This is a genomic window from Mesorhizobium sp. LNJC391B00 (genome assembly GCF_000502535.1).
GTDB lineage: Bacteria > Pseudomonadota > Alphaproteobacteria > Rhizobiales > Rhizobiaceae > Mesorhizobium.
The window spans coordinates 131,350-152,353 of record NZ_AYWI01000007.1; the positions used below are offsets into that span (position 1 = coordinate 131,350).

General features: G+C 64.2%; 13 protein-coding genes. 9 read left to right on the plus strand and 4 right to left on the minus strand.

Annotation, left to right across the window (positions count from 1 at the left end):
* Positions 1-5 precede the first annotated feature (5 nt).
* Positions 6-2,339: a type VI secretion system tip protein TssI/VgrG gene (gene tssI / locus X750_RS146090; RefSeq protein WP_023704806.1), complete on the minus strand. Its 2,334-nt coding sequence runs from the start codon at positions 2,337-2,339 to the stop codon at positions 6-8.
* Positions 2,340-2,610: 271 nt separating this feature from the next.
* Between tssI and tagH the strand changes: the two genes are divergently transcribed.
* The 8 genes from tagH to X750_RS146050 all read left to right on the plus strand — a co-directional run bounded on the left by tagH (position 2,611) and on the right by X750_RS146050 (position 17,036).
* Positions 2,611-3,633: a type VI secretion system-associated FHA domain protein TagH gene (gene tagH, locus X750_RS146085; protein WP_023704805.1), complete on the plus strand. Its 1,023-nt coding sequence runs from the start codon at positions 2,611-2,613 to the stop codon at positions 3,631-3,633.
* Positions 3,634-3,883: 250 nt separating this feature from the next.
* Complete coding sequence (gene tssL, locus X750_RS146080) at positions 3,884-5,407, plus strand: type VI secretion system protein TssL, long form (protein WP_023704804.1); 1,524 nt, start codon at positions 3,884-3,886, stop codon at positions 5,405-5,407.
* The gene (gene tssM / locus X750_RS146075) at positions 5,404-8,925 is read left to right on the plus strand and encodes a type VI secretion system membrane subunit TssM (protein ID WP_023704803.1); all 3,522 of its coding nucleotides are present in this window, start codon (positions 5,404-5,406) and stop codon (positions 8,923-8,925) included. Before tssL ends, tssM begins: the two co-directional genes overlap by 4 nt.
* Positions 8,926-9,082: 157 nt before the next feature.
* Positions 9,083-9,841: a protein phosphatase 2C domain-containing protein gene (locus tag X750_RS146070; protein ID WP_023692196.1), complete on the plus strand. Its 759-nt coding sequence runs from the start codon at positions 9,083-9,085 to the stop codon at positions 9,839-9,841.
* Positions 9,838-12,291: a serine/threonine-protein kinase gene (locus X750_RS146065; protein ID WP_023747972.1), complete on the plus strand. Its 2,454-nt coding sequence runs from the start codon at positions 9,838-9,840 to the stop codon at positions 12,289-12,291. The genes X750_RS146070 and X750_RS146065 overlap by 4 nt, the downstream gene beginning before the upstream one ends.
* An 11-nt stretch (positions 12,292-12,302) precedes the next feature.
* Positions 12,303-12,764 carry a DUF1036 domain-containing protein gene (locus tag X750_RS146060; protein WP_023667922.1) on the plus strand — a complete coding sequence of 154 codons (462 nt, stop codon included), beginning with the start codon at positions 12,303-12,305 and terminating at the stop codon, positions 12,762-12,764.
* The gene (locus tag X750_RS146055) at positions 12,761-15,157 is read left to right on the plus strand and encodes a M23 family metallopeptidase (RefSeq protein WP_023747973.1); all 2,397 of its coding nucleotides are present in this window, start codon (positions 12,761-12,763) and stop codon (positions 15,155-15,157) included. Before X750_RS146060 ends, X750_RS146055 begins: the two co-directional genes overlap by 4 nt.
* Positions 15,158-15,422: 265 nt before the next feature.
* Positions 15,423-17,036, plus strand: coding sequence for a caspase family protein (locus tag X750_RS146050; RefSeq protein WP_245271873.1), 1,614 nt, complete (start codon positions 15,423-15,425; stop codon positions 17,034-17,036).
* 79 nt (positions 17,037-17,115) lie between these two features.
* On the opposite strand, the gene X750_RS146045 is transcribed toward X750_RS146050, so the two are convergent.
* A complete protein-coding gene (locus X750_RS146045) occupies positions 17,116-17,652 on the minus strand; it encodes an OmpA family protein (RefSeq protein ID WP_031243099.1) in 537 nt (178 codons plus the stop codon).
* Positions 17,653-17,882: 230 nt separating this feature from the next.
* Between X750_RS146045 and X750_RS146040 the strand changes: the two genes are divergently transcribed.
* A complete protein-coding gene (locus X750_RS146040; RefSeq protein WP_023747976.1) occupies positions 17,883-18,446 on the plus strand; it encodes a hypothetical protein in 564 nt (187 codons plus the stop codon).
* Between the two features lie 58 nt (positions 18,447-18,504).
* Here the strand turns inward: X750_RS146040 and X750_RS146035 are convergent, their stop codons facing one another.
* Both X750_RS146035 and X750_RS146030 read right to left on the minus strand, forming a co-directional pair.
* Positions 18,505-19,746 carry a caspase domain-containing protein gene (locus X750_RS146035; RefSeq protein WP_031243101.1) on the minus strand — a complete coding sequence of 414 codons (1,242 nt, stop codon included), beginning with the start codon at positions 19,744-19,746 and terminating at the stop codon, positions 18,505-18,507.
* A 56-nt stretch (positions 19,747-19,802) separates the two neighbouring features.
* The gene (locus tag X750_RS146030; RefSeq protein WP_023747978.1) at positions 19,803-20,888 is read right to left on the minus strand and encodes an OmpA family protein; all 1,086 of its coding nucleotides are present in this window, start codon (positions 20,886-20,888) and stop codon (positions 19,803-19,805) included.
* Positions 20,889-21,004 lie beyond the last annotated feature (116 nt).

Consider the following 21,004-nt stretch of genomic DNA (forward strand, 5'->3'; position numbering starts at 1 on the left):
TGCCCTCAATTGTTGTTGATCGTGCTGCCCTTGACGATCACCTCGCCGTCGGCCTTGACGGTGATCTTGCCGCTGCCCTTGAGGGTAATATCCTTCCCATCAGCGACAATGGTGCCATCCTTTTTCATCGTGATCGAGGCCGAACCGCATTTGAGCGTGATCGAGTCGGCCGCCTCGATCATCAGATTCTTGCCGACCTTGATCACACTGTCTTCGGCTATCTGGATTCCGCTGCCTTTGCCGACCTTGAGCGCGTGCCCGCCGCCGACATCGGTTGCGTCGTCCGCAGCGATTTTTGCCGACCTGCCCTTGCCGATCTGCGACGACTGTGCCCCGCCGATGGTGAAACTCTGATCGGCGCCAACATTGACGCTTTGCGCCGCCGCGATGTTCCAGCTATCAGCCGCGCCGATATCGTGGCTCTGCGCAGCACCTACGGTGACCGACCGCGTCGCACCGATCGTGTTCGTCTGCGGACCGCCCACAGTTCGGGTCTCGGATGCTCCGACCGAATCGACCCGCGCCGCGCCAACAGTCACCGTCTGCACGATCGCGACGGTCTGGGTGTGGTTGGCGCCGATCGTCTCGGTCGAGTTCGAGCCGATGTTGATCGTCTCATCGACCCCCACCGTCAGTGAGCGGTTCTTGCCCACCGTCTCGGTGTCGTTCGACCCGATATTGGTCGTCTGGTCGACGCCGACCTTGACCGTCTTGTTGTTGCCGACGTCCTCGTCGAGGTTGTGGCCGACGGAGTGCTTGGCGTCGTGGTCGATGCGGTCGGACTGGTCGTGCTGGACCAGCTTCTGGCGATCATTCTTGATCAGAAGGTGGTGGTCCTTCTGCGCCTGGAAGTTGACCAGCTCCGAGCCGGCCTTGTCCTCGAACATCAGTTCGTTGTAGCCGCCACCGCCCTTCGACGAGTTGGACTTCCAGCCGGACTGCGTGGCGTTGCCAGGCAGTCCGTAGGGCGGCATCTGCGAGGCGTTGTAGACCCGGCCGGTGATGATCGGCAGGTCCGGATTGCCTTCGATGAAATCGACGATCACTTCCTGGCCGATGCGCGGGATCTGGATGAAGCCCCAGCCGCTTCCGGCCCAGGTCTGCGACACCCGCACGAAGCAGGAGCTCTTCTGGTCCTTCTTGCCGAGGCGGTCCCAGTGGAACTGCACCTTCACCCTGGCATATTTGTCGGTGAAGATCTCCTCGCCGGACGGACCGACCACGGTCGCCGTCTGCGGCCCGCGCATGATTGGCCTTGGCGTGATGCGCGGCGGCCGATAAGCGACTGAGGTCGGCGCCACACCGAGCACCACCTTGAAATTCTCGCCATCGGTGTCGACGCCGGCGCGATAGCCCGGATCGAACAGCCGGTACTCGGCGCTGATCACCAGATACTCCTTGTTCTGGTCGTCGCGCGGAAAGCCGTCGAGCTTGAAGGTGCAGCCGGAGAACAGGCCGCGCACGGTGCCGACAGCGGCAATGCGCATATGCGGCGCCTGGATTTCTTCGCGCCTGATCGCCGCCAGGCTGTCGCCGCGCCCGACTTCCAGATGCGCGCCGGGGTGGCGATAGTTCTCGCCCGCGGCCTGCTTGTGGCCGAAGGGCTGCGCCGACTTCGCCATCAAATCGGCGGCGGGTTTTTCGAAGTCATAATCGGTGTGGGCATAGGCGCCGGGGCGCACCGCGCTGCCTGGAATCCAGTCGGTGATGTACTCGACGTCGCGGCGCGAGCCCTGCCCTTCGAACTGATAGAGCACCGTCTCATAGCCCGGCGCTGGCTTCAGCTTGCTCATGGCGTCGGCCAGGATCAGCGTGTGCTCGCCCTCGGCATGCTCGAAGAAGTACATTATGCCTTCGTGCTCGAGCAGCCGCTGCACGAAATCGAGGTCGCTCTCGTCATATTGCACGCAATATTCGCGCGGCGGATAAGAGCCTTGCAAGCGCTTTTCGAACTTGGCGATGCCGCCATATTTAGAGAAAATCTCCTCCACGATCTCGACGGCGGTCTTGTCCTGGAAAATGCGGCAGTCGGTGGTATTGCCGAGGAACCACAGCCACGGCCTGACGACCGCCTCATAGTGAGCCAGCCGATCTTCGATGCGGGTAAGGCGAAACTCGGCGATGAGGCCGCTGAACCAGCGCTTGGGGTCGGCCTCGCCTTCGATCGAAACGGCGCCGCCCAGCATCTTCAGCGGGTCGACATCGGCATTGGTCGAGACAAATCCAACGGTGTAGGCAAGGCAGCGGCTGATCTCGTCGCGGCCGACGAGATGCGTAAAGGTCAACAGCTCGGCGCCGACCGGCGTCTGCACAAGCGCGGCGCGTTGTTCACTCGGCATGGGTCGTGCCCCTCCTGAGCGCTAGTGTGGCAGGTTCGAAGCCCTTCTTGTGTTAACGACCTCACGTTCAGGGATATTTCGCAACTTGCCACCCAAGCCATGTTGAGCCTACCACATGTTCTATGGCAGACCAAAGAGGACAAGCGGCAGGCCGTTGCTGTTTGCGCCGCTTTCGCCAGTGTGAAACGCCGCTCTCCCGCTGTGCCCGCAAGCTGCTAGACTGTGGCACATCGGATCAATGGAAACGGCAGCGGTCGACGGTCCATAGCGCATGTTCATCAGTCTGCAGATCAGCAATGTCGATGTCCTGCCTGCCGGGCTGCCGCCCGGCTACGCATCGCGCGACCGCGGCTTCGAGATCGGGCGGGAGAACTGCGCCTGGACCTTGCCCGATCCGGACAAGTTCATCTCCGGCCGACATTGCGAAATCCGCTACGAAGGCGGCGCCTTTTTTCTCCACGACGTCTCGCGCAACGGCACATTCGTCAACGGGTCGAGCCAGCGCCTGACCGGCCCGCATCGGTTGGCGCAAGGTGACCGGCTCCGGATCGGCCGCTATATCGTCTCGGTGTCGATCGATGACGGGAACCCAGCCTTCGGTGGCCATGGTTCGACGCAACGGCAGATGCCTGGTGCCGGATCCTTTCCAGACCATGTCGCATCGCCACGGTCACCGACCGCGCCACCCGCTTCGGTCTCCAGCCGGCCGCAGCAAGCCGACGAGATCCTGCGCGCGATTGCCGCCGGCGCCGGCATTCCGCCAGAGGTGCTTTTGCTGCGCCAACCGCAGGAGGTAGCCGGCGAGATCGGCGCGGTGCTGCGCATCGTCGTCGACGAGCTGGTGTTGCTGTTGAAGGCGCGCGCCGCTGCAAAAGTCCTGGCCAAGACCAGCGATCGAACCATGATCAACGCCGCCGACAACAATCCGCTGAAGTTCGTGCCCGGGACCGACGAAATCCTCGACATCATGTTCGCGCGGCGTAGATCCGGCTATCTTGATGCCCGGCACAGCATCGAAGACGCTTTCCACGACCTCAAGACGCATGAATTCGCAACCTTCGCCGCCATGCAGGCGGCGCTGTCGCGGTTGCTTGACGATCTGTCGCCCGAGGCTATTGCGAAAAAACTGCCGCCATCCTCCTTTGCCTCGAAGAAAACGCGCGCCTGGGACGCGCTGGTCGCGACCTGGCGGGCCAAGGAGGAAGCGCACGAGAACGGCATGCTGGACATATTCCTCACCTATTTCAGTGAAGCCTATGCCAAGGCCGCCAAACAGAAGACCGGCAAGGGCTAAGCCCGCGCACCGCTGAAGACACCGTGAAGGCCGACCTAGGCACCGGCCGGCGACCAAAATTGCGCCGGGTTTCCATCGCAACCTTCTGAGACTACGATCACATACGGCAATTGAGCACGCGGGTACGGTTGGTCGACCTCGGGGGTCTGCGGCACATGTCATGTCACGGCGAGAAGCGTCCTGCGGTCCGCGTTCGCGCGGACATGGCGCTGTGCGTCGCGCCGCGCGGGCGTAGAGGCAGGGATCGGCGATGAGCTCGAAGGATGATCCTTTCGATCCGACCGGCAAAACCGTCATCCGCCCCAGCCGCCCCAATCCCGGCCGCAAGCAAAAGACGGTTCTCGCCCGCGATGCGCCGGCCCCCGGCAGTACGGTGATCGCCCCTGCCAGCGTCCCGGAACCCACGATTTTCGATCCCAACGCCGGCCGCCAGCCGCCGTCCGACGTCACGGGGACGGTGATCTATCAGGGAACGCCCTTCGCCAACGCGCCGGCCGATCGGCCCGTTCACGGCTCAGCCGGGACGGCGGGGAAAACGCCATGGGATGCGCTGCTCGGCGCCAGCGATGCCGTCGATTATGGCGCGGCCAACCCGATCGTCGCTGCCGCGGCGCCCTTGCTGATACTGCTTGGGCATCTGCGGCTGATGGCTGTCGAAAGACCGGCCGAGCCGCTGGCGCAGCATGTCGCCGGCCTGATCGAGGATTTCGACCGCAAGATCGCCAGGACCGATACCTCGGAAGAGGATGCGCGCATCGCCAGCTATGTGCTTTGCGAAACCGCCGACGATATCGTCGCCAATCTGCCCGGTTCCAGCCGGGATGCGTGGGCGCAGCACGCCATGCTGCAGCGCTTCTTCCAGGTCAAACCCACCGGCGCCGGTTTTTTCCAGGCGCTGAACACGGTGCTGGCGACGCCGGAACATCATCGCAATCTCATCGAGCTGATGCATGTCTGCCTGTCGCTTGGCTTCGAAGGCCAGTATCGCGGCCAGCCGCGCGAGAGCCTCGAACGGGTCCGCCGCGACGTCTACGAGACATCAGCCTATTTCCGCGTCCTCGGTGACGACGACATCTCGCCGCGCTGGCAAGGCTTGTCGGTCACATCGGCGCAAGGCTCCAGGCGGGTTCCGCTCTGGGGCATAGCCGCTGCAACCGCGGCGGGCTTGACCGCAGCCTTTTTCACGCTGCGGGTCCTCATCACCAATGATGGCGAGGCTGTTGCCGGCGAGTTGCTGGCGCTCAATCCGGCGACGCCGGTCACCATCGAGCGCACCGGCTTCGTCCCGCTGACCGAGGAGGTGAAGGTCGCAGCGCCAACGACGATTGCGCAGGTTGATCGCATCCGCACTGCCTTGGCCAAGGAGATCGAAGCCGGCGGCGTCAGCGTCGGCACCAAGGGTGATTTCATCATCGTTGAAATCAGTAACGCCCTGCTGTTCCAGTCGGGACGAGCCGAGGTCAAGCCGGAGTTCGAGCCGGTGGCCGCCAGCATCGCGGCGGCTCTCGATGCGGAGCGCGGGCCAATCCGGATCGTCGGCCACACCGACAACGTCAAGCCGAAGAAGACCAGCGCCTTCAAATCGAATTTCGACCTCTCCGTCGCCCGTGCCCAGTCGGTGGAAAAGATGATCGCAGCGCATTTCAGCGATCCGTCGCGGACAAAGGTCGAGGGCAAGGGCGAGGACGAGCCCATCGCCGACAATGCAACGCCGGAGGGCCGCGCCAAAAACCGCCGTGTCGATGTAATGATCCCGCGGGAGGAGACGCTGTGACCGGCTGGCTGCTACGCATCTTCAGCGCGCTCGCGCTCGCCGGCTTTGCCGCCGCGGTCTGGTACGCCGGCCCGTTGATCCGCTTTGCCGGCGCCCGGCCGTTGGATCCCATCTGGCTGCGGGCAGCGATCATCGGCATCGTCGTCGGAACGGTGGCGATCATCTACGCAATCCGGTTCCGGCGCAGGCGCAAGGCGCAGAAGGCGCTGGAGGCCGCCATGGCCAGCGCCGAGGATGACGGCAGCGATGCAAAGATGCTGGAAGCTCGCATGAACGAAGCGGTCGCGACGCTCAGGCAGTCGAGCGGCAAGCGCAACTTCCTCTACGACGTCCCCTGGTACATCGTCATCGGCCCGCCGGGCGCCGGCAAGACCACCGCGCTGGTCAATTCCGGCCTGAACTTTCCGCTGGCCGGGTCGGGCCAGGCGCAGCCGGTGGCGGGTGTCGGCGGTACGCGCAATTGCGACTGGTGGTTCACCGACGAAGCGGTGCTGATCGACACGGCCGGGCGCTACACGACGCAGGATTCCCATGCACGGACCGACAGCAAAAGCTGGCTGGCGTTCCTGTCGCTGCTCAAGCGGCACCGGACGCGCCAGCCGATCAATGGCGTCATCCTGGCCATCAGCCTTTCCGATCTGATGGCGGACAGCGAGCAGGCGGCCCGTGTCGCCGAAATCCGCAGCCGCCTGCAGGAAATCCACGAGGTCCTGAAGGTCCGCTTTCCCGTCTATGTGCTGTTCACCAAGGCCGACCTAGTCTCCGGATTCATGGAATATTTCGGCGGTTTCGACGAAGCACGCCGGCGCAAGGTGTGGGGCGCGACCTTCCAGACCGCCGAGCGCGGCCTGAACATGGTCGCAGAAGCGCCAGCCGAATTCGACGCGCTGGTGAAGCGCCTGACCGAAGAGATGAGCGAGCGGCTGCAGTCGGAGACCGATCCGGTCGCGCGCATCGCCATTTTCGGCTTCGCCGCGCAGCTCGGTGCGCTGAAAGGCCGGATCGTGAATTTCCTCGAGGGCGTTTTCGAGCCGACGCGCAAGCAGCTGAACGCCCCCCTGCGCGGCCTGTATTTTTCTTCCGGCACGCAGGAAGGCACGCCGATCGACCAGTTGCTGGGCAGCATAGGCCGCAGTTTCGGCAGGAATGCCCAGGCGCATCTTTCCGGCACCGGCAAAAGCTTCTTCCTGCACGATCTGTTGAGCCGCGTCATTTTCGCCGAGTCCGGCTGGGTGTCCTATGACAGGGCGGCCGACAGGCGCGTTGCGATCGCCCGCTACGCCGGCCTGACAGCGATCGCGGCCATAGCGATCGCCGCGCTTGGCGTTCTCGGCCTGAGCTTTACGACCAACAAATCGCTGGTCGCCGCGACCGGCCAGGCGGCAGGCCAATACCGCGCGACAGCCGCGCCGCTGCTGGCCAGCACGACGGTGTTGGATGCCGACCTCGAAACCGTCATCGGCGCGCTCGATGCGCTGCGCGGCCTGCCGGCCGGCTACGATACGAGAGACCAGCCCACCCCGGCCACGGCGACGTTCGGCCTCAGCCAGCGTGAGCGTATCCTTTCGGCCTCCGAGACCGCCTATCGGCAGGGGCTGGAGCGGATGTTCCGCTCGCGCCTGCTGTTCCAGCTCGAACGCACGATCGAGGCCAGGATGGCCGATCCGATGGCGCTGTACGAGCCGTTGAAGATTTACCTGATGCTGGGCGGCAAGGCGCCGAAAGTGGATGACGAGCTGGTCGTCACCTGGCTGAAGCGGGACTGGGAACAGAACCGCTATCCCGGCGCCCACAATCGCGACGGCCGGGCGCAACTGGAGAAGCATTTGCGCGCCATGCTGGCGCTCGACGATGACCAGGATCCCTCGTTCGAACTCAACCGCGCGCTGGTCGAATCCGCCCAGCGCTCGCTCGGCCGCATGAGCCTTGCCGATCGCGCCACCGCGCTCATCCAGTCGGCCACCTATGCGGCGGCGCTGGACGATTTTTCGGTGTCATCGCAAGCCGGCGCGGAGGCGCCGATGCTGTTCGAGCGCAATGACGGAAACGATCTCGCCGGCCTTCGCGTCCCCGGTCTCTACACCCATGCCGGCTTCGACTTCTATCTGGCGCAACTTGCCAGGAGCGCGCAGGCGCTGGTCGACGATCAATGGGTGATCGGCTCGAGCGGCGAGCAAGGCGGTTTCGACCAGGAATTGCTCAAGCTCGGCCCGGAGCTGCTCGATCGCTATGGCAAGGGCTTTGCGGCGGCGTGGAACGAGGTGCTCGACAGGTTGAAGTTCAAGGCAATGGCCGCCGACAAACCGCAATATCTGGCGCTGTCCGCAGCGGGATCACCGAGTTCGCCGCTGATGCAGCTGTTCGAGGCGATCGCGCGCGAAACAGCTTTGACGCAAGAGCGCAATCCGGCTGCGCCGTCTCAAGACAGCGGCCAGGAAATCGCGGCACGCGCCAAGGGCCTCGCCCGCATCGGCATCGAGCTTGCAGCGCGCAAATCGCAGAGCAGGGCCGGGACCGCCTTTGTCAGTACGCAGAACCAGGATCCCGGCGCCAACATCGAAGCCCAGTTCCGGTCTTTCCAGGCTTTGGTGGCCGGGGCGCCGGGGCAGCGGCCGCTCGACGCCCTGACCCAGAATTTCCGCGAAATCTATCAGAGCGTGCGGCTGGCCGCCGATGTCCCCGCCCAGACGGACCAGGCCAACGCCAATCTGCAGCTGCAGATATCGACTCTACGCGCCAACGCCTCGCGGCTGCCGAAGGCGCTGGCCAGGATGGTGAGCGCGGCGGCGGACGATTTCGAGGGCACCGTCGCCGAAACATCGACCACGCATCTCAACGAGATGCTGGAGGAGACCGTCGGCCGTCCGTGCGAAGAGATGATTGCCGGGCGCTTTCCATTCGCCCCCGCCGGTACCGACGATGTCGCCATGGCGGATTTTGCCAGGTTGTTTTCTCCGGGCGGGGTTCTCGACCGGTTTTTCGCGCAGAACCTGGCGTCGCTGGTCGACATGAGCGGCCAGGACTGGGACTGGAAACAGGACACCAGGTTCGGCCGCAATCTGGCGAAATCGACGCTGAAGAACTTTCAGCTCGCGGCACAAATCCGCGCGGCTTTCTTTCCGCTCGGCGGGCCGGTGCCGTCGATCAACATCACCTTCACGCCGCTGTCGCTGCATGGCGATGCCGACATGGCGCTGCTCAATATCGACGGCCAGGTGCTGCAGGCCACCCAAGCCGGCAACACGCCGGGCCTGATTCCGTGGCCGGGCAAGACCGGTTCGGCCAGTCTCAGCCTGACGCCGGAGCTGCCCGGCCGCGAGTCCGCAATCAAGTTCGACGGTCCCTGGGCGTTGAAACGATTGCTGGACAAGGGGCAGGTCACCGCCAATGGCGACAGTCTCGAAGCGCATTTCCTCATCGGCGGGCGCGATGTCGCCTACACGATCAAGACCGGGGAGGACGGTAATCCGTTCACGCTGCCGGCGCTCTCCGCGTTCAGCTGTCCGAAGGCTTTCTGATGGGGAATTGCATGGCAGGACCAGCGATTGCAGGACGCAGAGACAGCGGCGGCACCACACCGTCCGTCATCAGCGGCTTAGATTTCGATACTCTAATGAATGGGGCTGTGGCAGACTGGCCAGGCACGTCAGCCAAGGCGTTGCGGAGCGTAGGCAAGTGAACGATGCCGCCTTTGAGAGCTACGGCGTGAGCCACAAGGGCTGCGTGCGCGACCACAATGAGGACAGCTTTCTGGTCGAGCCGCGGATCGGCCTCTGGGTGGTGGCCGACGGCATGGGCGGGCACGAGGCCGGAGAAGTCGCTTCGGCAAGCATTGTCGAGCATCTGGCGACGATCGGCATCGCCAGTTCGGCGCCGGATCTGCGCGCCCGCTTTGAGGATCGGCTGAACCGGGCGCATGCCGAGATCCGCCGGATTTCGCGCTCACGCGGCGTGACCATCGGCTCCACCGTTGCCGCACTGCTGGCCATGGACGGCAGGTTCGCCTGCCTGTGGTCGGGCGACAGCCGCGTCTATCTCGTGCGCAACGCCGCGATCTCGCAGATTTCGCGCGACCACACCGAGGTCCAGGAACTGCTCGACAGCGGCGCGATCAGCGCGGCCGAAGCGGAGAACTGGCCGCGCCGCAACGTCATCACCCGCGCCATCGGCGTCAACGACGAAATCGCCATCGACTTCCAGCAGGGAGAGACCCTTGCCGGCGACATTTTCATCCTCAGCACGGACGGCCTGACGGCGCATGTCAGTGACGCGGAGATTGCGGCTGCAGTGCTCTCGGCAGCGCCGCAGGCTGCCTGCGAAAAGCTGCTTTCCATGGTGCTTGAGCGCGGCGGCACGGACAACGTCACCATCGTTCTGGTCAAGATCAGAGACAAAGGCAATGGCCTGTCCCGAGCAGAAGGCCGTGACCGATGAGCTCCGACGACAAGACCCGGCTATTGCCCAACATGGCGGATACCAGCGTCGGCACGCAGCTCAGCGGCATCTACGAGCTCGACGAACGCATCGCGTCGGGCGGCATGGGCGAAGTCTATCGCGGCCACAACATCCAGACCGGCGATCATGTCGCGATCAAGATCGTGCTGCCGGAATTCGCCCGCGATCAGACGATCCTGTCGCTGTTTCGCAAGGAAGCCTCGATCCTCAACCATCTGTCGCATGACGCGGTCGTGCGCTACCACGTCTTCACCATAGATCCCGGCATCGGGCGGCCCTATCTGGCGATGGAATTCGTCGACGGCCAGTCGCTGTACGACGTCATGCGCGGCGGGGCGATGGCGACTCCGGATGTGCGCAAACTGTGCCACCGGCTGGCCTCGGGCCTGAGCGCCGTGCACCAGGCCGGCGCCATCCACCGCGATCTGTCGCCCGACAACATCATCCTGCCGGGCGGCCGGGTCGAGCGGGCAAAGATCATCGATTTCGGCATTGCGCGATCGGCCGCGGTCGGTGGCGAGACGCTGATCGGCGGCAAGTTTGCCGGAAAATACAATTACGTCTCCCCCGAGCAGCTCGGGCTCTATGGCGGCGAGGTCAGCGAACAGTCCGACATCTACAGCCTGGGGCTGGTGCTGGCGGCGGCGCTGCGCGGCAAGCCGATCGATATGGGCGGCTCGCAATACGAGATCGTCGAAAAACGGCGGACCGTCCCTGATCTCTCCGGCATCGATGCCGATTTCAGGGACATTGTCGAAGCGATGCTGCAGCCTGACCCGGATGATCGACCGGCCAGCATGGCCGAAATCGCCCGGTTGACGCGCGACGACAGCGACGCAACCTTGCCGCCGGCATCGCTCGCGCCCCGGCCCGGTCTGCCGCGAACCGGGCAGACCGCAGGGCCTGTCTCGAAGGTCGGGGACTCGCCGGCCCAAGGCTTCGGTTCGGCCCCGCCAAGCGGCACGGCGGAGCCGTCTTTCGTGCCGCACGTGCGCCCGGCGCACCTGTCGCAGCCGAAACCGGCTGCTGAAACTCCCAGACGAGCAAGCACACCGCCGAAGCGTGCTACTACAGGCAGAAATCTGACGATCGCGGTGCTGTCGGCGGTGGCCGTGGTATCGCTTGGAGGGCTCTATGCATCGGGTATCGTGGGATTCGGAGACCGGCCTCGCGTCACCGACACCGGCAAGCCGCTCCAACCCGAACTGACAAAGCCGATCGTCGCTGACAAGCCCGTTCCGGACACTGCGCCGGTCGAGAAGACGGTGCCAAAGCCGCAACCAGCGGAGACTGCGGCTGAAGATCAGGCCAAAGTGCCGGTCGAGCCGCAGCCGACGCCACCAGTCGCGTCGAGCGCTACGGCCCCGCTGCCGGCCGCACCAATCGACAAGACCGTCGCGCTGCAACCGCCATCCGGCCCGTCACAGTCCGATGCCGCGAAGAACCCCGAGCCTGTCAGTCCGCCGGTAGAGCCCAAGGCGACAGCGCCGGCCACGCAAACACCTGAACCAACGGCCGAGGCACCCACGCCCACAGCACCGGCGCCGCAACCCACCGCTCAACCGCCCGAGCCCAAGGCGCAGGCGCCTGAACCGACCGCGCAGGCGCCCAAGCCGGACACGCAGGCGCCCAAGCCGGACACGCTGGCCCCCAAGCCGGACACGCAGGCGCCTGAAACGACCGCAGAGCCCAACCCAAGCCGGCCCAACATCGCCAGCGGCGAGCAGGCCGACAAGTCCGCAGAGCCCGACATTGCCATGAACGTGCCCAAGCCGGAGGTGCCGCCACCGGCCGATGCGGCCGCGGAGCGGGTCACCTGGGTACGCGCCTTCAATGGTGGTGATTGTTTTTTTGCGACGGTGACGTCGGCCGCCGACAAGGGCGTCGCGATCGAGGGCTTCGGCACGTCGGTGCCACCCTTCGAACAGTTGCTTGGGGAATTCCAGGCGAAGTTCCATGTCGAGCCGGATATCAGCGTCCGCCTTATCCAGCCCCCGCAATGCGGGATCACCGGCTTCCTGCGTTTCATGGGCGCGAGCACGGCCGACAGGCCGCAGCTTGTCCTCGACCAGACATCGGTGCCGGACGGCTCGCCGATCGACGGCACGCTGATGACGCATGGCGGGCTGGTGTCGAGCGTGTTCCTGATCGACCACAGGGGCATCGCCTTCAACCTCGACGATCATGTTGTCGTACAAGCCGACAAGGCGACCTTCTCGATCCCGATCGGGCTCGGCGCCGCCGACAAGGCGGCAGGCAAGGCGTTGCCGCAGATCATCATGGTGATCACCGGGCCGCAGGACATTAAGGCGGCGGACTTCACAACGCCGACGCCGGCCTCGGTGCTGTTGCCCAGGATACTCGACGAGATCGGCGCCAGGAGTTCGGCATTTTCGGCGACCGCCAAATATTTCCGCCTCGGCGGCTAGCACCGACGCCGATGCAACGTCGTCGCCGAGATCCCGTCCTGCTTGCCCGGAACGTGCGGGTGAAGCTCGCCGCGAGCGCGGTCGCGACGCTGTTGCTGGCGCTTCTTTCCACCGGGCAAGCGCGCGCCGAATTCACCGTCTGCAACCAGACGCTCGATGTCGTCAATCTTGCCGTCGGCCAAAAGGTCGACGATGCCGACCAGACCGATGGCTGGTGGACCATCGGCGCCAATCAATGCGTCAACGTCATCCGCGAGGAGCTGACCAACCGCTACATCTACATCTACGCGACGGATGTGTTCGGCCACGCCATTCTGGCAGGCTCCACCGACATGTGCATCGAGCGGCGGCGGTTCTCGATCCGCGGCATCGATGAATGCTGGCAGCGCGGCCATATCGCGGCGAAGTTTCTCGAAGTCGACACCCAGGAACAGGTGCGCTGGACCTTCTTCCTGACCGGAAGCGCGCCGTGACGCACAGCATCGACACCAGCTTCAAAGCAAAGAAGCAGGCGCGCGCCGCGCTGCGCAGGCGCAGGATCTGGCTCGGGCTGGCGGCTGGCCTGGCGACAATCGTCCTCGCCGCGATTGCCACCGGCTTCTATCTTACCGCCGACTACTGGTCGTTCGGCGACGAGGACGAGGAACTGCATGCCGTCGAAGGCTCGGACGACGTGCCGGCCGACGCATCGGTCTACGTGCCGGCCATCATCGACCTTGCCGGCGACCCGATGTGGATCACACTGGCGCCGGAGGCCGGCGCCGCGAAGAGCAGCGGGATGCCGCGCCCGGCGGAGCTCGACCAGGCCGGTATCTCCCCTCAGATCATGGTTCTCTCCGACGTGATGCTGAGCGCCAGCGAAAAATTCATGACGACGATCCCCTCGACGCAAGAGGATTTCGCTTTCTTTCAGGCGCAGCGGAAGACCGCGGTCGCGCCACCCGCCGAACCCAGCGATCCGCAGAATGACCTGCAGAACGATCTTCAACCATCGCCCGGCGCGGACGGGGCTCCGGCGGCCTCCGGCCCAGCTCCTGACCCGCAAGCCGCTCCGGGTGCATCGGCGGCGGCCGATGACCCCGAGGCCGGCTGGGGCGAGACCATCGATGAGGGCGAAGCAGCACTCCCCGCCTTTCAGAAGACACCGGTCGAAAACAACACCAGCGTTGCCACCGTCAGCTCGGAATACCAGCGCTTCGAGGCGACCCAGGACATTTTCGTGAAAATCCTCAACGACCGCAGCCTGGACAGCGTGGCGCTCGATGCGCATTTTTCCGCCGACGACGCAAAGCTTGCCGGCGAGGCGCTGAAGGCGCTGTTCGACAAGGACGGCCTGCAGCCTGGTTATGTCGTGGCGATGCGCGGCTTCAGGCCGACGCGCGAGACCACGACGATGTCGCTGATGCAGGTCTCGATCTATGCCAGGAACGTCTTTGTCGGCACGCTGACACGCAACGCGGCCGGTGCCTTCGTGTCGGGCGTCGACCCGTGGGTGCGCGAGGACCTGTTCAATTATTCGGGCGCCGAGACCGAAGGCACGCAGAAACGGCAATACCGCCTGCTCGACGCGATCTATTCGACGGCGGCCCGCAACAATGTGCCGAGCGGCATCATCGGCGAAGCCATCATGTATCTGTCGCGGGGACAGGATCTGGATGCTTTCGCCAGCGAGGACCAGCGTCTTGTGCTGATCTATTCGCAGACGCCGCGCGGCAAGAACGAGACCGACGGACGGGTGCTCTATGTCGGTATCCAAGGCACGCAAAAGAGCTTGGATTGTTTCGTTTTCCAGCAGAGCGACGGCCAGTTTTCCTGCGTCTCGGGCGATGACCAGGTGCGCTCGCTGACGGTGGCCAACGGCATGGTGACGCCGGTCAACGGTGTCATGACGTCGACCTTCGGGCCGCGCAAGCATCCGATCCTGGGCGTTGTTCGCATCCACAAGGGCGTCGACTGGGCAGCACCCGTGGGGACCCCGATCGCAGCAGCCTTCGACGGCGAGATCATCTTCCAGGGCGACGGCGGCGGCTACGGCAATGTGGTCAAGATCGCCCATGGCGGCGGCCGCGAGACGCGCTACGCGCATATGTCGAAATTCGCCATTGCCAGCGGTGTCGGCACCAAGGTGAAGGCCGGCGACATCATCGGCTATATCGGCACCACCGGCCTGTCGACCGGGCCACATTTGCATTTCGAACTCTATCAAAGCGGTCAGGCGATCGATCCGCTCGGAACAGTGACCGCTGCAATCGCCGTCACTTCCAGCGATCCCGCCGTCGAAACGCTGACCGACCGTATCGTCCACGTCGAATCGGGCGGTAGCGCGCGGGCCAAGAACCCGCTGTCTTCGGCGACAGGCGCCGGCCAGTTCATATCCAAGACCTGGATCCGGATGATGAACACCTATCGTCCCGAACTCGCGCGATCGCTGTCGACCGCAGACCTGCTCGCTTTGCGCTACGACGCCACCATCTCGCGTGAGATGGTGCGCAATCTGGCGCGCGAGGGCGAAGCCTATCTCAAGGCGCGCGGCCATCAGATTACCGCCGGCCGGCTCTATCTCTGCCATTTCCTCGGCATGGAAGGCGCACATCAGGTGCTGGCGTCGCCGGGATCGGCGCAGTTGAGCGCCGTGCTCGGCTCGTCCGTTATCCAGGCCAACCCGTTTCTTGCCGGCAAGACCGCCAGCTACGTCGTCGACTGGGCGGAACGGAAGATGGGCCGCAAATTGCCGACGCCCGCCACCACCGATGCGGGCCAGCCGACGACGACGGAAGTCCGCCAGACATCGCCGGAGTTCGAAAAATACAAGCAGGCGATAACGGCACTGGTCGGCTCGATCCAAAATACTCTTGAGCCGGGCTAGAGCTGGCAGTTCGCCCCGGCTTTCGCCAAGCCGATTGGTTCTGAGGCCGGCGAATGGTATGTTTGCGGATATTTGGGAAGGTTTTTGGGTCCTTGTGAACCAAAACTGTGGCTGGGATCACATACGCCCAACAGCCATTTTGGCAGAAGCGATACAGTCGCTGGTGAAATTTAGCATGCGCAGCCATCAATAACGCGCCCCATTGGGGCGGAGGGCCGATCCCATGAAAGCGTTTGCCGTCCTTTTGAGCGGATTTTTTCTGTTAATGCTGACCGCGCTTGGCACCGTCCAGGCGGCGGCGCCGGATGCCGGTGGCGTCAAACGCGTCGCGCTGGTCATCGGCAACAGCAAATACGTCCATGCCGTCGAATTGCCCAATCCGGCCAATGACGCGCATCTCATCGCATCGACGCTGCGCAATGCGGGCTTCGAGGTGATCGAGGGCGTCGACCAGGACAATGCCGGCATGCACAGCCTGATCAGCAAATTCACCGAGCAGTCCTACGATGCCGACCTCGCCGTCATCTTCTATGCCGGCCACGGCATGCAAGTCGACGGCAAGAACTTTTTGATCCCGGTCGACGCCGAACTGACGTCACCTGCCTATCTCAAGACCCGCACCGTCCAGATCGACGACTTCATGGCCGCACTGCCGCCCGACCCGGCGGTCGGCGTCATCATCCTCGATGCCTGCCGCGACAATCCGCTGGCACGGACACTGGCGGCCTCGATGCCGAAGACCCGCTCCACCGCGCTGGGCACCGGCCTGGCGCCGATCGACCCTAAATCAGAGGGCGTCGGCACCGGCGGCATCCTGATTGCCTATGCCACCGACCCGGGCGCCATCGCCTTTGACGGCAACGGCGTCGACAGCCCCTACTCGACCGCGCTCGCCAGGCACCTGACCGAACCCGGCGTCGAGATCCAGAGCGCGCTGACGCGGGTGCGCGGCGAAGTGGCCGAGACCACGCAAGGCCGCCAGCGGCCATGGCACAACGCATCGCTGGGCCGCGAGGTCTTCCTTGGCAAACCGGCCGCCGAAGCCGCACCGATGGTAAAACCGGCCGCCGATGACGCGAACGCCGTGGCAGCGCCCGCTCCTGCTCTCGTCACCAGCGAACCGCCTTCGTGGGAAGTCGAGCAGCGGCTTTGGGACGAGGCCTCGAAGCGCAACACCGCGCCATTCTACGAAGCCTATCTCGAACAGTTCCCGAATGGCCGCTTCGCCACGGTGGCGCGGCTCAACATCGATGCGCTGAACGATCCGAAAGCCCAGGAACGGCAGGTGGCAGCGCTCGATGCCGACGAAGCGAACTCGGGTTCTGCCGTGCGCACCTCGGTCGGCATTTCGGACGACATGAAGAAGGTGCTGGGCACCGAGGCGACGGAGAACGCGATCGGTCTCGATCGCCAGGGCCGCATCGACCTGCAATTGCGCGTCGAGGCGCTGGGCAACGAGCTTGGCCGCGTCGACGGCAATATTGGCGCCAAGACCCGGCAAGCGATCGGCGACTGGCAAGAGGGGAACGGGCTGCCTCCGACCACCTTCCTGACGCGCGAGCAACTGGCGTTCCTGGTTATCCAGACGGACCCGATGATGGAGGCCGTTCGTGCCAAGCACGAGGCCGACCAGGCCGGAGTGGACAAGCAGAAGAAACAGGTGGTGCAGAAGGCCCGCACGCTGAAGCCGGTGGCGGAAAAGCCACGCAAGAAGCAGTACGCCCAGAAGCCGCGCCGACAACAGCAGTTCGTGCAGAAAAGGCGCAACCGAGAGGTCGTGCGCGAGGATGAACCGCCACCGCGGGACAACAATGATTTCCTGACCAAGGCGCTGATCTTCGGCACCGGCGTAGCAGTCGGCGGCGTGCTCAAGAACTGATCGATCACATCGAACGACAAAAACGCCGCGTGTCCGTTGGACGCGCGGCGTTGATGGCCGGAAGACGCAGCCGGCGAAGCTACTGCGCCTTAATCCGCATCTCGACCCGGCGATTGACAGGATCGTAGGGGTCGGGGTTGCGTGGATTGGCCTCGCCGAGACCGACCGCCTTGATGCGGTTGGCTTCGATGCCGTTGGATTCGAGGAAGGCCGTCACCGACTGCGCCCTGCGCTGCGACAGGCCTTCATTGTAGGTCGCCGAGCCGGATGCGTCGGTATAGCCTTCGACGACGAAGGACAGCTTGCTCAGCCGATCGTCCTTCAGCGCCTTGGCGAACTCGTCGAGTTCGCTGCGCGCCTTGGCGTCGAGCTCGGACGAATCCAGGCTGAAATTGATCAGCATATCGAGGCGGGTCTTCTCCGGAGGCTTTTCTTTCTGGCTGGTCTTGCTCTTGCACTCGTCCTCGGTGCCGACACAAATCCCGCGTGCCGCGCCGTGATCGATAGCGCCGGCAAAGAACTTCACAATGTCTTCCGATTTCTGAAGTGGGTCGGCATAGACGTGCGTCGAGAAAAGCACGGTCGCCAATGCCAAGACTGAAATGTGCCGCTGCATAACGGTTACTCCCGTTTCGAGCATCCGATTTTCACTCAGGCCCGATCCATGGATCCGGGCCAACTCTTCCTGTTCGACAATGATCTGTCGAGATCACGGTCGGCTGTGGAATATACCAAACCGTGAGGCGTTTGTCTGTGAACAACGTCATGGACATGTGGTGGTCGACAGACTTGACCCGCGCCTCGCAGGCGGGTTGAGTGAGGGCTGGGGGGAGGATAACAGCAGCGATGGTCAACGGGCTTCGATTCCAGACCGCACGCGATCTCTTCGCCGCGAACACGGCTGTCGCCCGGGACATGACGGCTGTTCCGACCGACCAACCCTCGCTCGAGTTCTGCCGCCGGCTGATGGCCGGGCGCATCCCGGAGGAAGCGATTACCTTTTGCGCCTATCTCCTGCCTGACCGGGCCGCAATCTGGTGGGGCCATGAGTGCCTGGGGCATCTGACCGAGCTGCTCGAAGAGCAGGACCTCGCAACGCTGGCACTGATCCAGGAGTGGGTCGGCGACCCCAACAATGCAACCCGCCGGGAGGCTGTCGCCGGGGCGGCGATGACGCAGCAGCACACGCCTGCCGGCTGGATCGCGCTAGCGGCGCAACGGCACATCAATGGCCTGACGCCGCAGACCAACGGGTCGAGGCTGCGGCCGCTGCCGGCTGCGCATGCCGTCAATACCGGCATACTGGCCGGACTGGCGCGGGTTGCGGTGGCGGACCGTTTCTCCGTGCTCACCGCCTTTGTCGAGATGGGCATCCATCTGGCCGAAACCGAGGCGCTGCGCCGAGCCTGATTGCTCTGGATCGTGATGAGATTTCATTGAAATCTGATCCAACCCATTGTTGGCGGTCTCATTTGCAGCCGTTTTGCGCCCATTTGCCGAGTGCCACCTTGAAGCGCGTGCCCAGCGGGTGTTGCAGGCGCAACACCGAGACATCATTGACGTAGGTCTTGGCCTGGTCGCACAGCCGCTCCTCGGTCCATTGATGACAGTTGCTGCACTGGTTGTCCCAGACGGACTTTTCCAGGCCCTCGACCGGACTGAAGTGCGGCTTGCCCTGGATGAGTTGGGCGATGCTCTTGCCGTCGATCGCCGGGTCGCCGAAATTGACCGGAACGTCGAAAAGGACTGGCGCGTCCGAGCCCAGCTTCGGAATTTCCTCACGCAGCTGTTCCAGCGCCTGCTCGCCGGCGTCCGCACCCGGCGGATTGGCGGCCGCGCCGGTGCGCGCCTGCGTATCGCCTTCGGGCGCAGCCGCGCCGGAATCGCCGACGATCAGCGGCGCCTTGAGATCGACCTTGTGAAGCACGACATCGGTGGTCAGCGAAACGTTGATCCAGGGCCGCTGGCGTCCGGCTGTGGCCTTGAACACATCCGACGTAACCCGGTTCATCGCCTCGGTGATCGAGACGTTGACCTCGCCGATATGGGCAAGCAGCGCCGCCGAAAATGGCGAGTGCTCGCCCGGTCCGTCATAGGCGAGCTGGTTGGGACTGGCAGCGAAGGCGACCAGCGTGCCGGCGCCGCCATTCTCGATCGGTATTTCGGCAAGGCCGCTGCTTGCCGTGCTGTCGCCGCCAGTCTCCTTGGCAAGCACATCGGCGAGCGGGTTGTCGCGGCAGGCGTCGAGGAACACCAGCCTGATGCTGGTCTCGCGCGACATCTGCCGCAGGATGAAGTCCACCTGCACGGCTTCGAAGTCGAGCGAGGTCTCGTCCTCCAGCGCCGCATCGACAGGCAGCAGGTAATTCCTGCCCGAGACCTGCAGGCCATGACCGGCATAGAAGAACAGCGCGATATCGGCGCCACGCACCTGCCGCGCGAATTGCGCGATCTTTTCCTGCGTCTGCGCCTTGGTGAGATCGAGGCCGGAGACGATTTCGAAGCCCAGCCCCTTCAGGCGATCGGACATTGCCTGCGCATCGTTCACCGGATTGGGCAGCACCGGCGCGTTCCGGTAATGGGAATTGCCGAGCACCAGGGCGATGCGGCGTTCGGCACTGGCCGCGGTCATGGTAATGGTCATGGTCAACGCAAGCGCCAGCACGGCGAGGCCGATGCCGCGCATGAAGTTGCCGCAACTTGCAATCATGTCCAAACGCACCGGATTCCTTTTCGGTTGACGGGCCTTCTCAGTTAAGGACCGGCTCAGTTGGAGAGCGGCGTGGCGGAGAACTCGATCCGCCGGTTCAGCGCCTTGTTCTTCGGCGTATCGTTCGGCGCCACCGGCTTTTCCTCGCCATAGCCGGAAGCCGTGATCTGCGCCGATGGAATGCCCGCAGCGATGATCGCGTCGGCGACCGCCTTGGCGCGTCGTTCCGACAGGTTCTTGTTGGCCCTCGGCGAGCCGTCGGAATCGGTATGGCCCGAAACCTCGACCTTCAGTTTCGGACATTTGCCGACGACGCCGACCACCTCGGCCAGCAGCGGGCGGCTCTTTTCATCGAGCCGAGCGCTGGCTGGGCGAAAATAGACGGCGCCGGTGCGCGACAGCACCTCGAACCTGTTCAGGCATTCATCGTCGCTGAAGGACGTCTTGCCTGCATCTGTGGCGACCGGCCCGGCATCGGCTGGGGCTGCGGCCGCGACGGCAGGCGTGGCCGCAGGCTTGGCGCCATCAGCGGTGAAGACGAAGTCGAACGACACCGAAGCCGTCGGGACGATGCTGCTGACATTGGCCGCCTGCTGGAGTTTTTCGATGTTGGGCAACAGGCCGAAATCCTCGACATGCACGGCGACCGGCGCCTCCGAGGCGATCGACACCATGCTGTCGGTGATCATGGTGACCACGACATTGGCCTCAAGGTCCTTGTCGACGCCGTGCAGGCTCAGGCGAAACGGGATATGCGCGCTCATGCGCCGTTTGGTGGCGAGATCGGCAAAAGCGGCGGGATCGACTTTCGCCGTCACTTCCGCCGTCGGGAATTTGAAGGTTTCGAAGAACAGGAAGCGCATGCGGACATTGCGAAGGTCGATACCGGTGTCGACCGAGTTGAGGTCGAACGTGACCTTGGCGGCGCCATCCGATGTCAGCGTGCCCGAGAGGTTCCTGATCTTGTTGGTTTCGACAATGGTGTTCTTCTTCACCGATTGATAGGTGAGTGTCGAATTCGCCGGATCGAGCGTCCAGTTCAGCTGCGCGTTGGCCGCCTGCGGCGCAAGCAGCAACAGACCGAACACCACGACCACCAGAGCGGGCNGCGGGCGGACGCCAGCGCTGCGACGACTTTCCATGCCTTACTAATCCGACGACCCCGAACATGCATGTCCCCCGTGACAACACATTTCAGTTGCGATGACGGCGGTCGAACGCCGTGACCTCAGCCAGCATAGAGCGTTAGCCGCGGCTT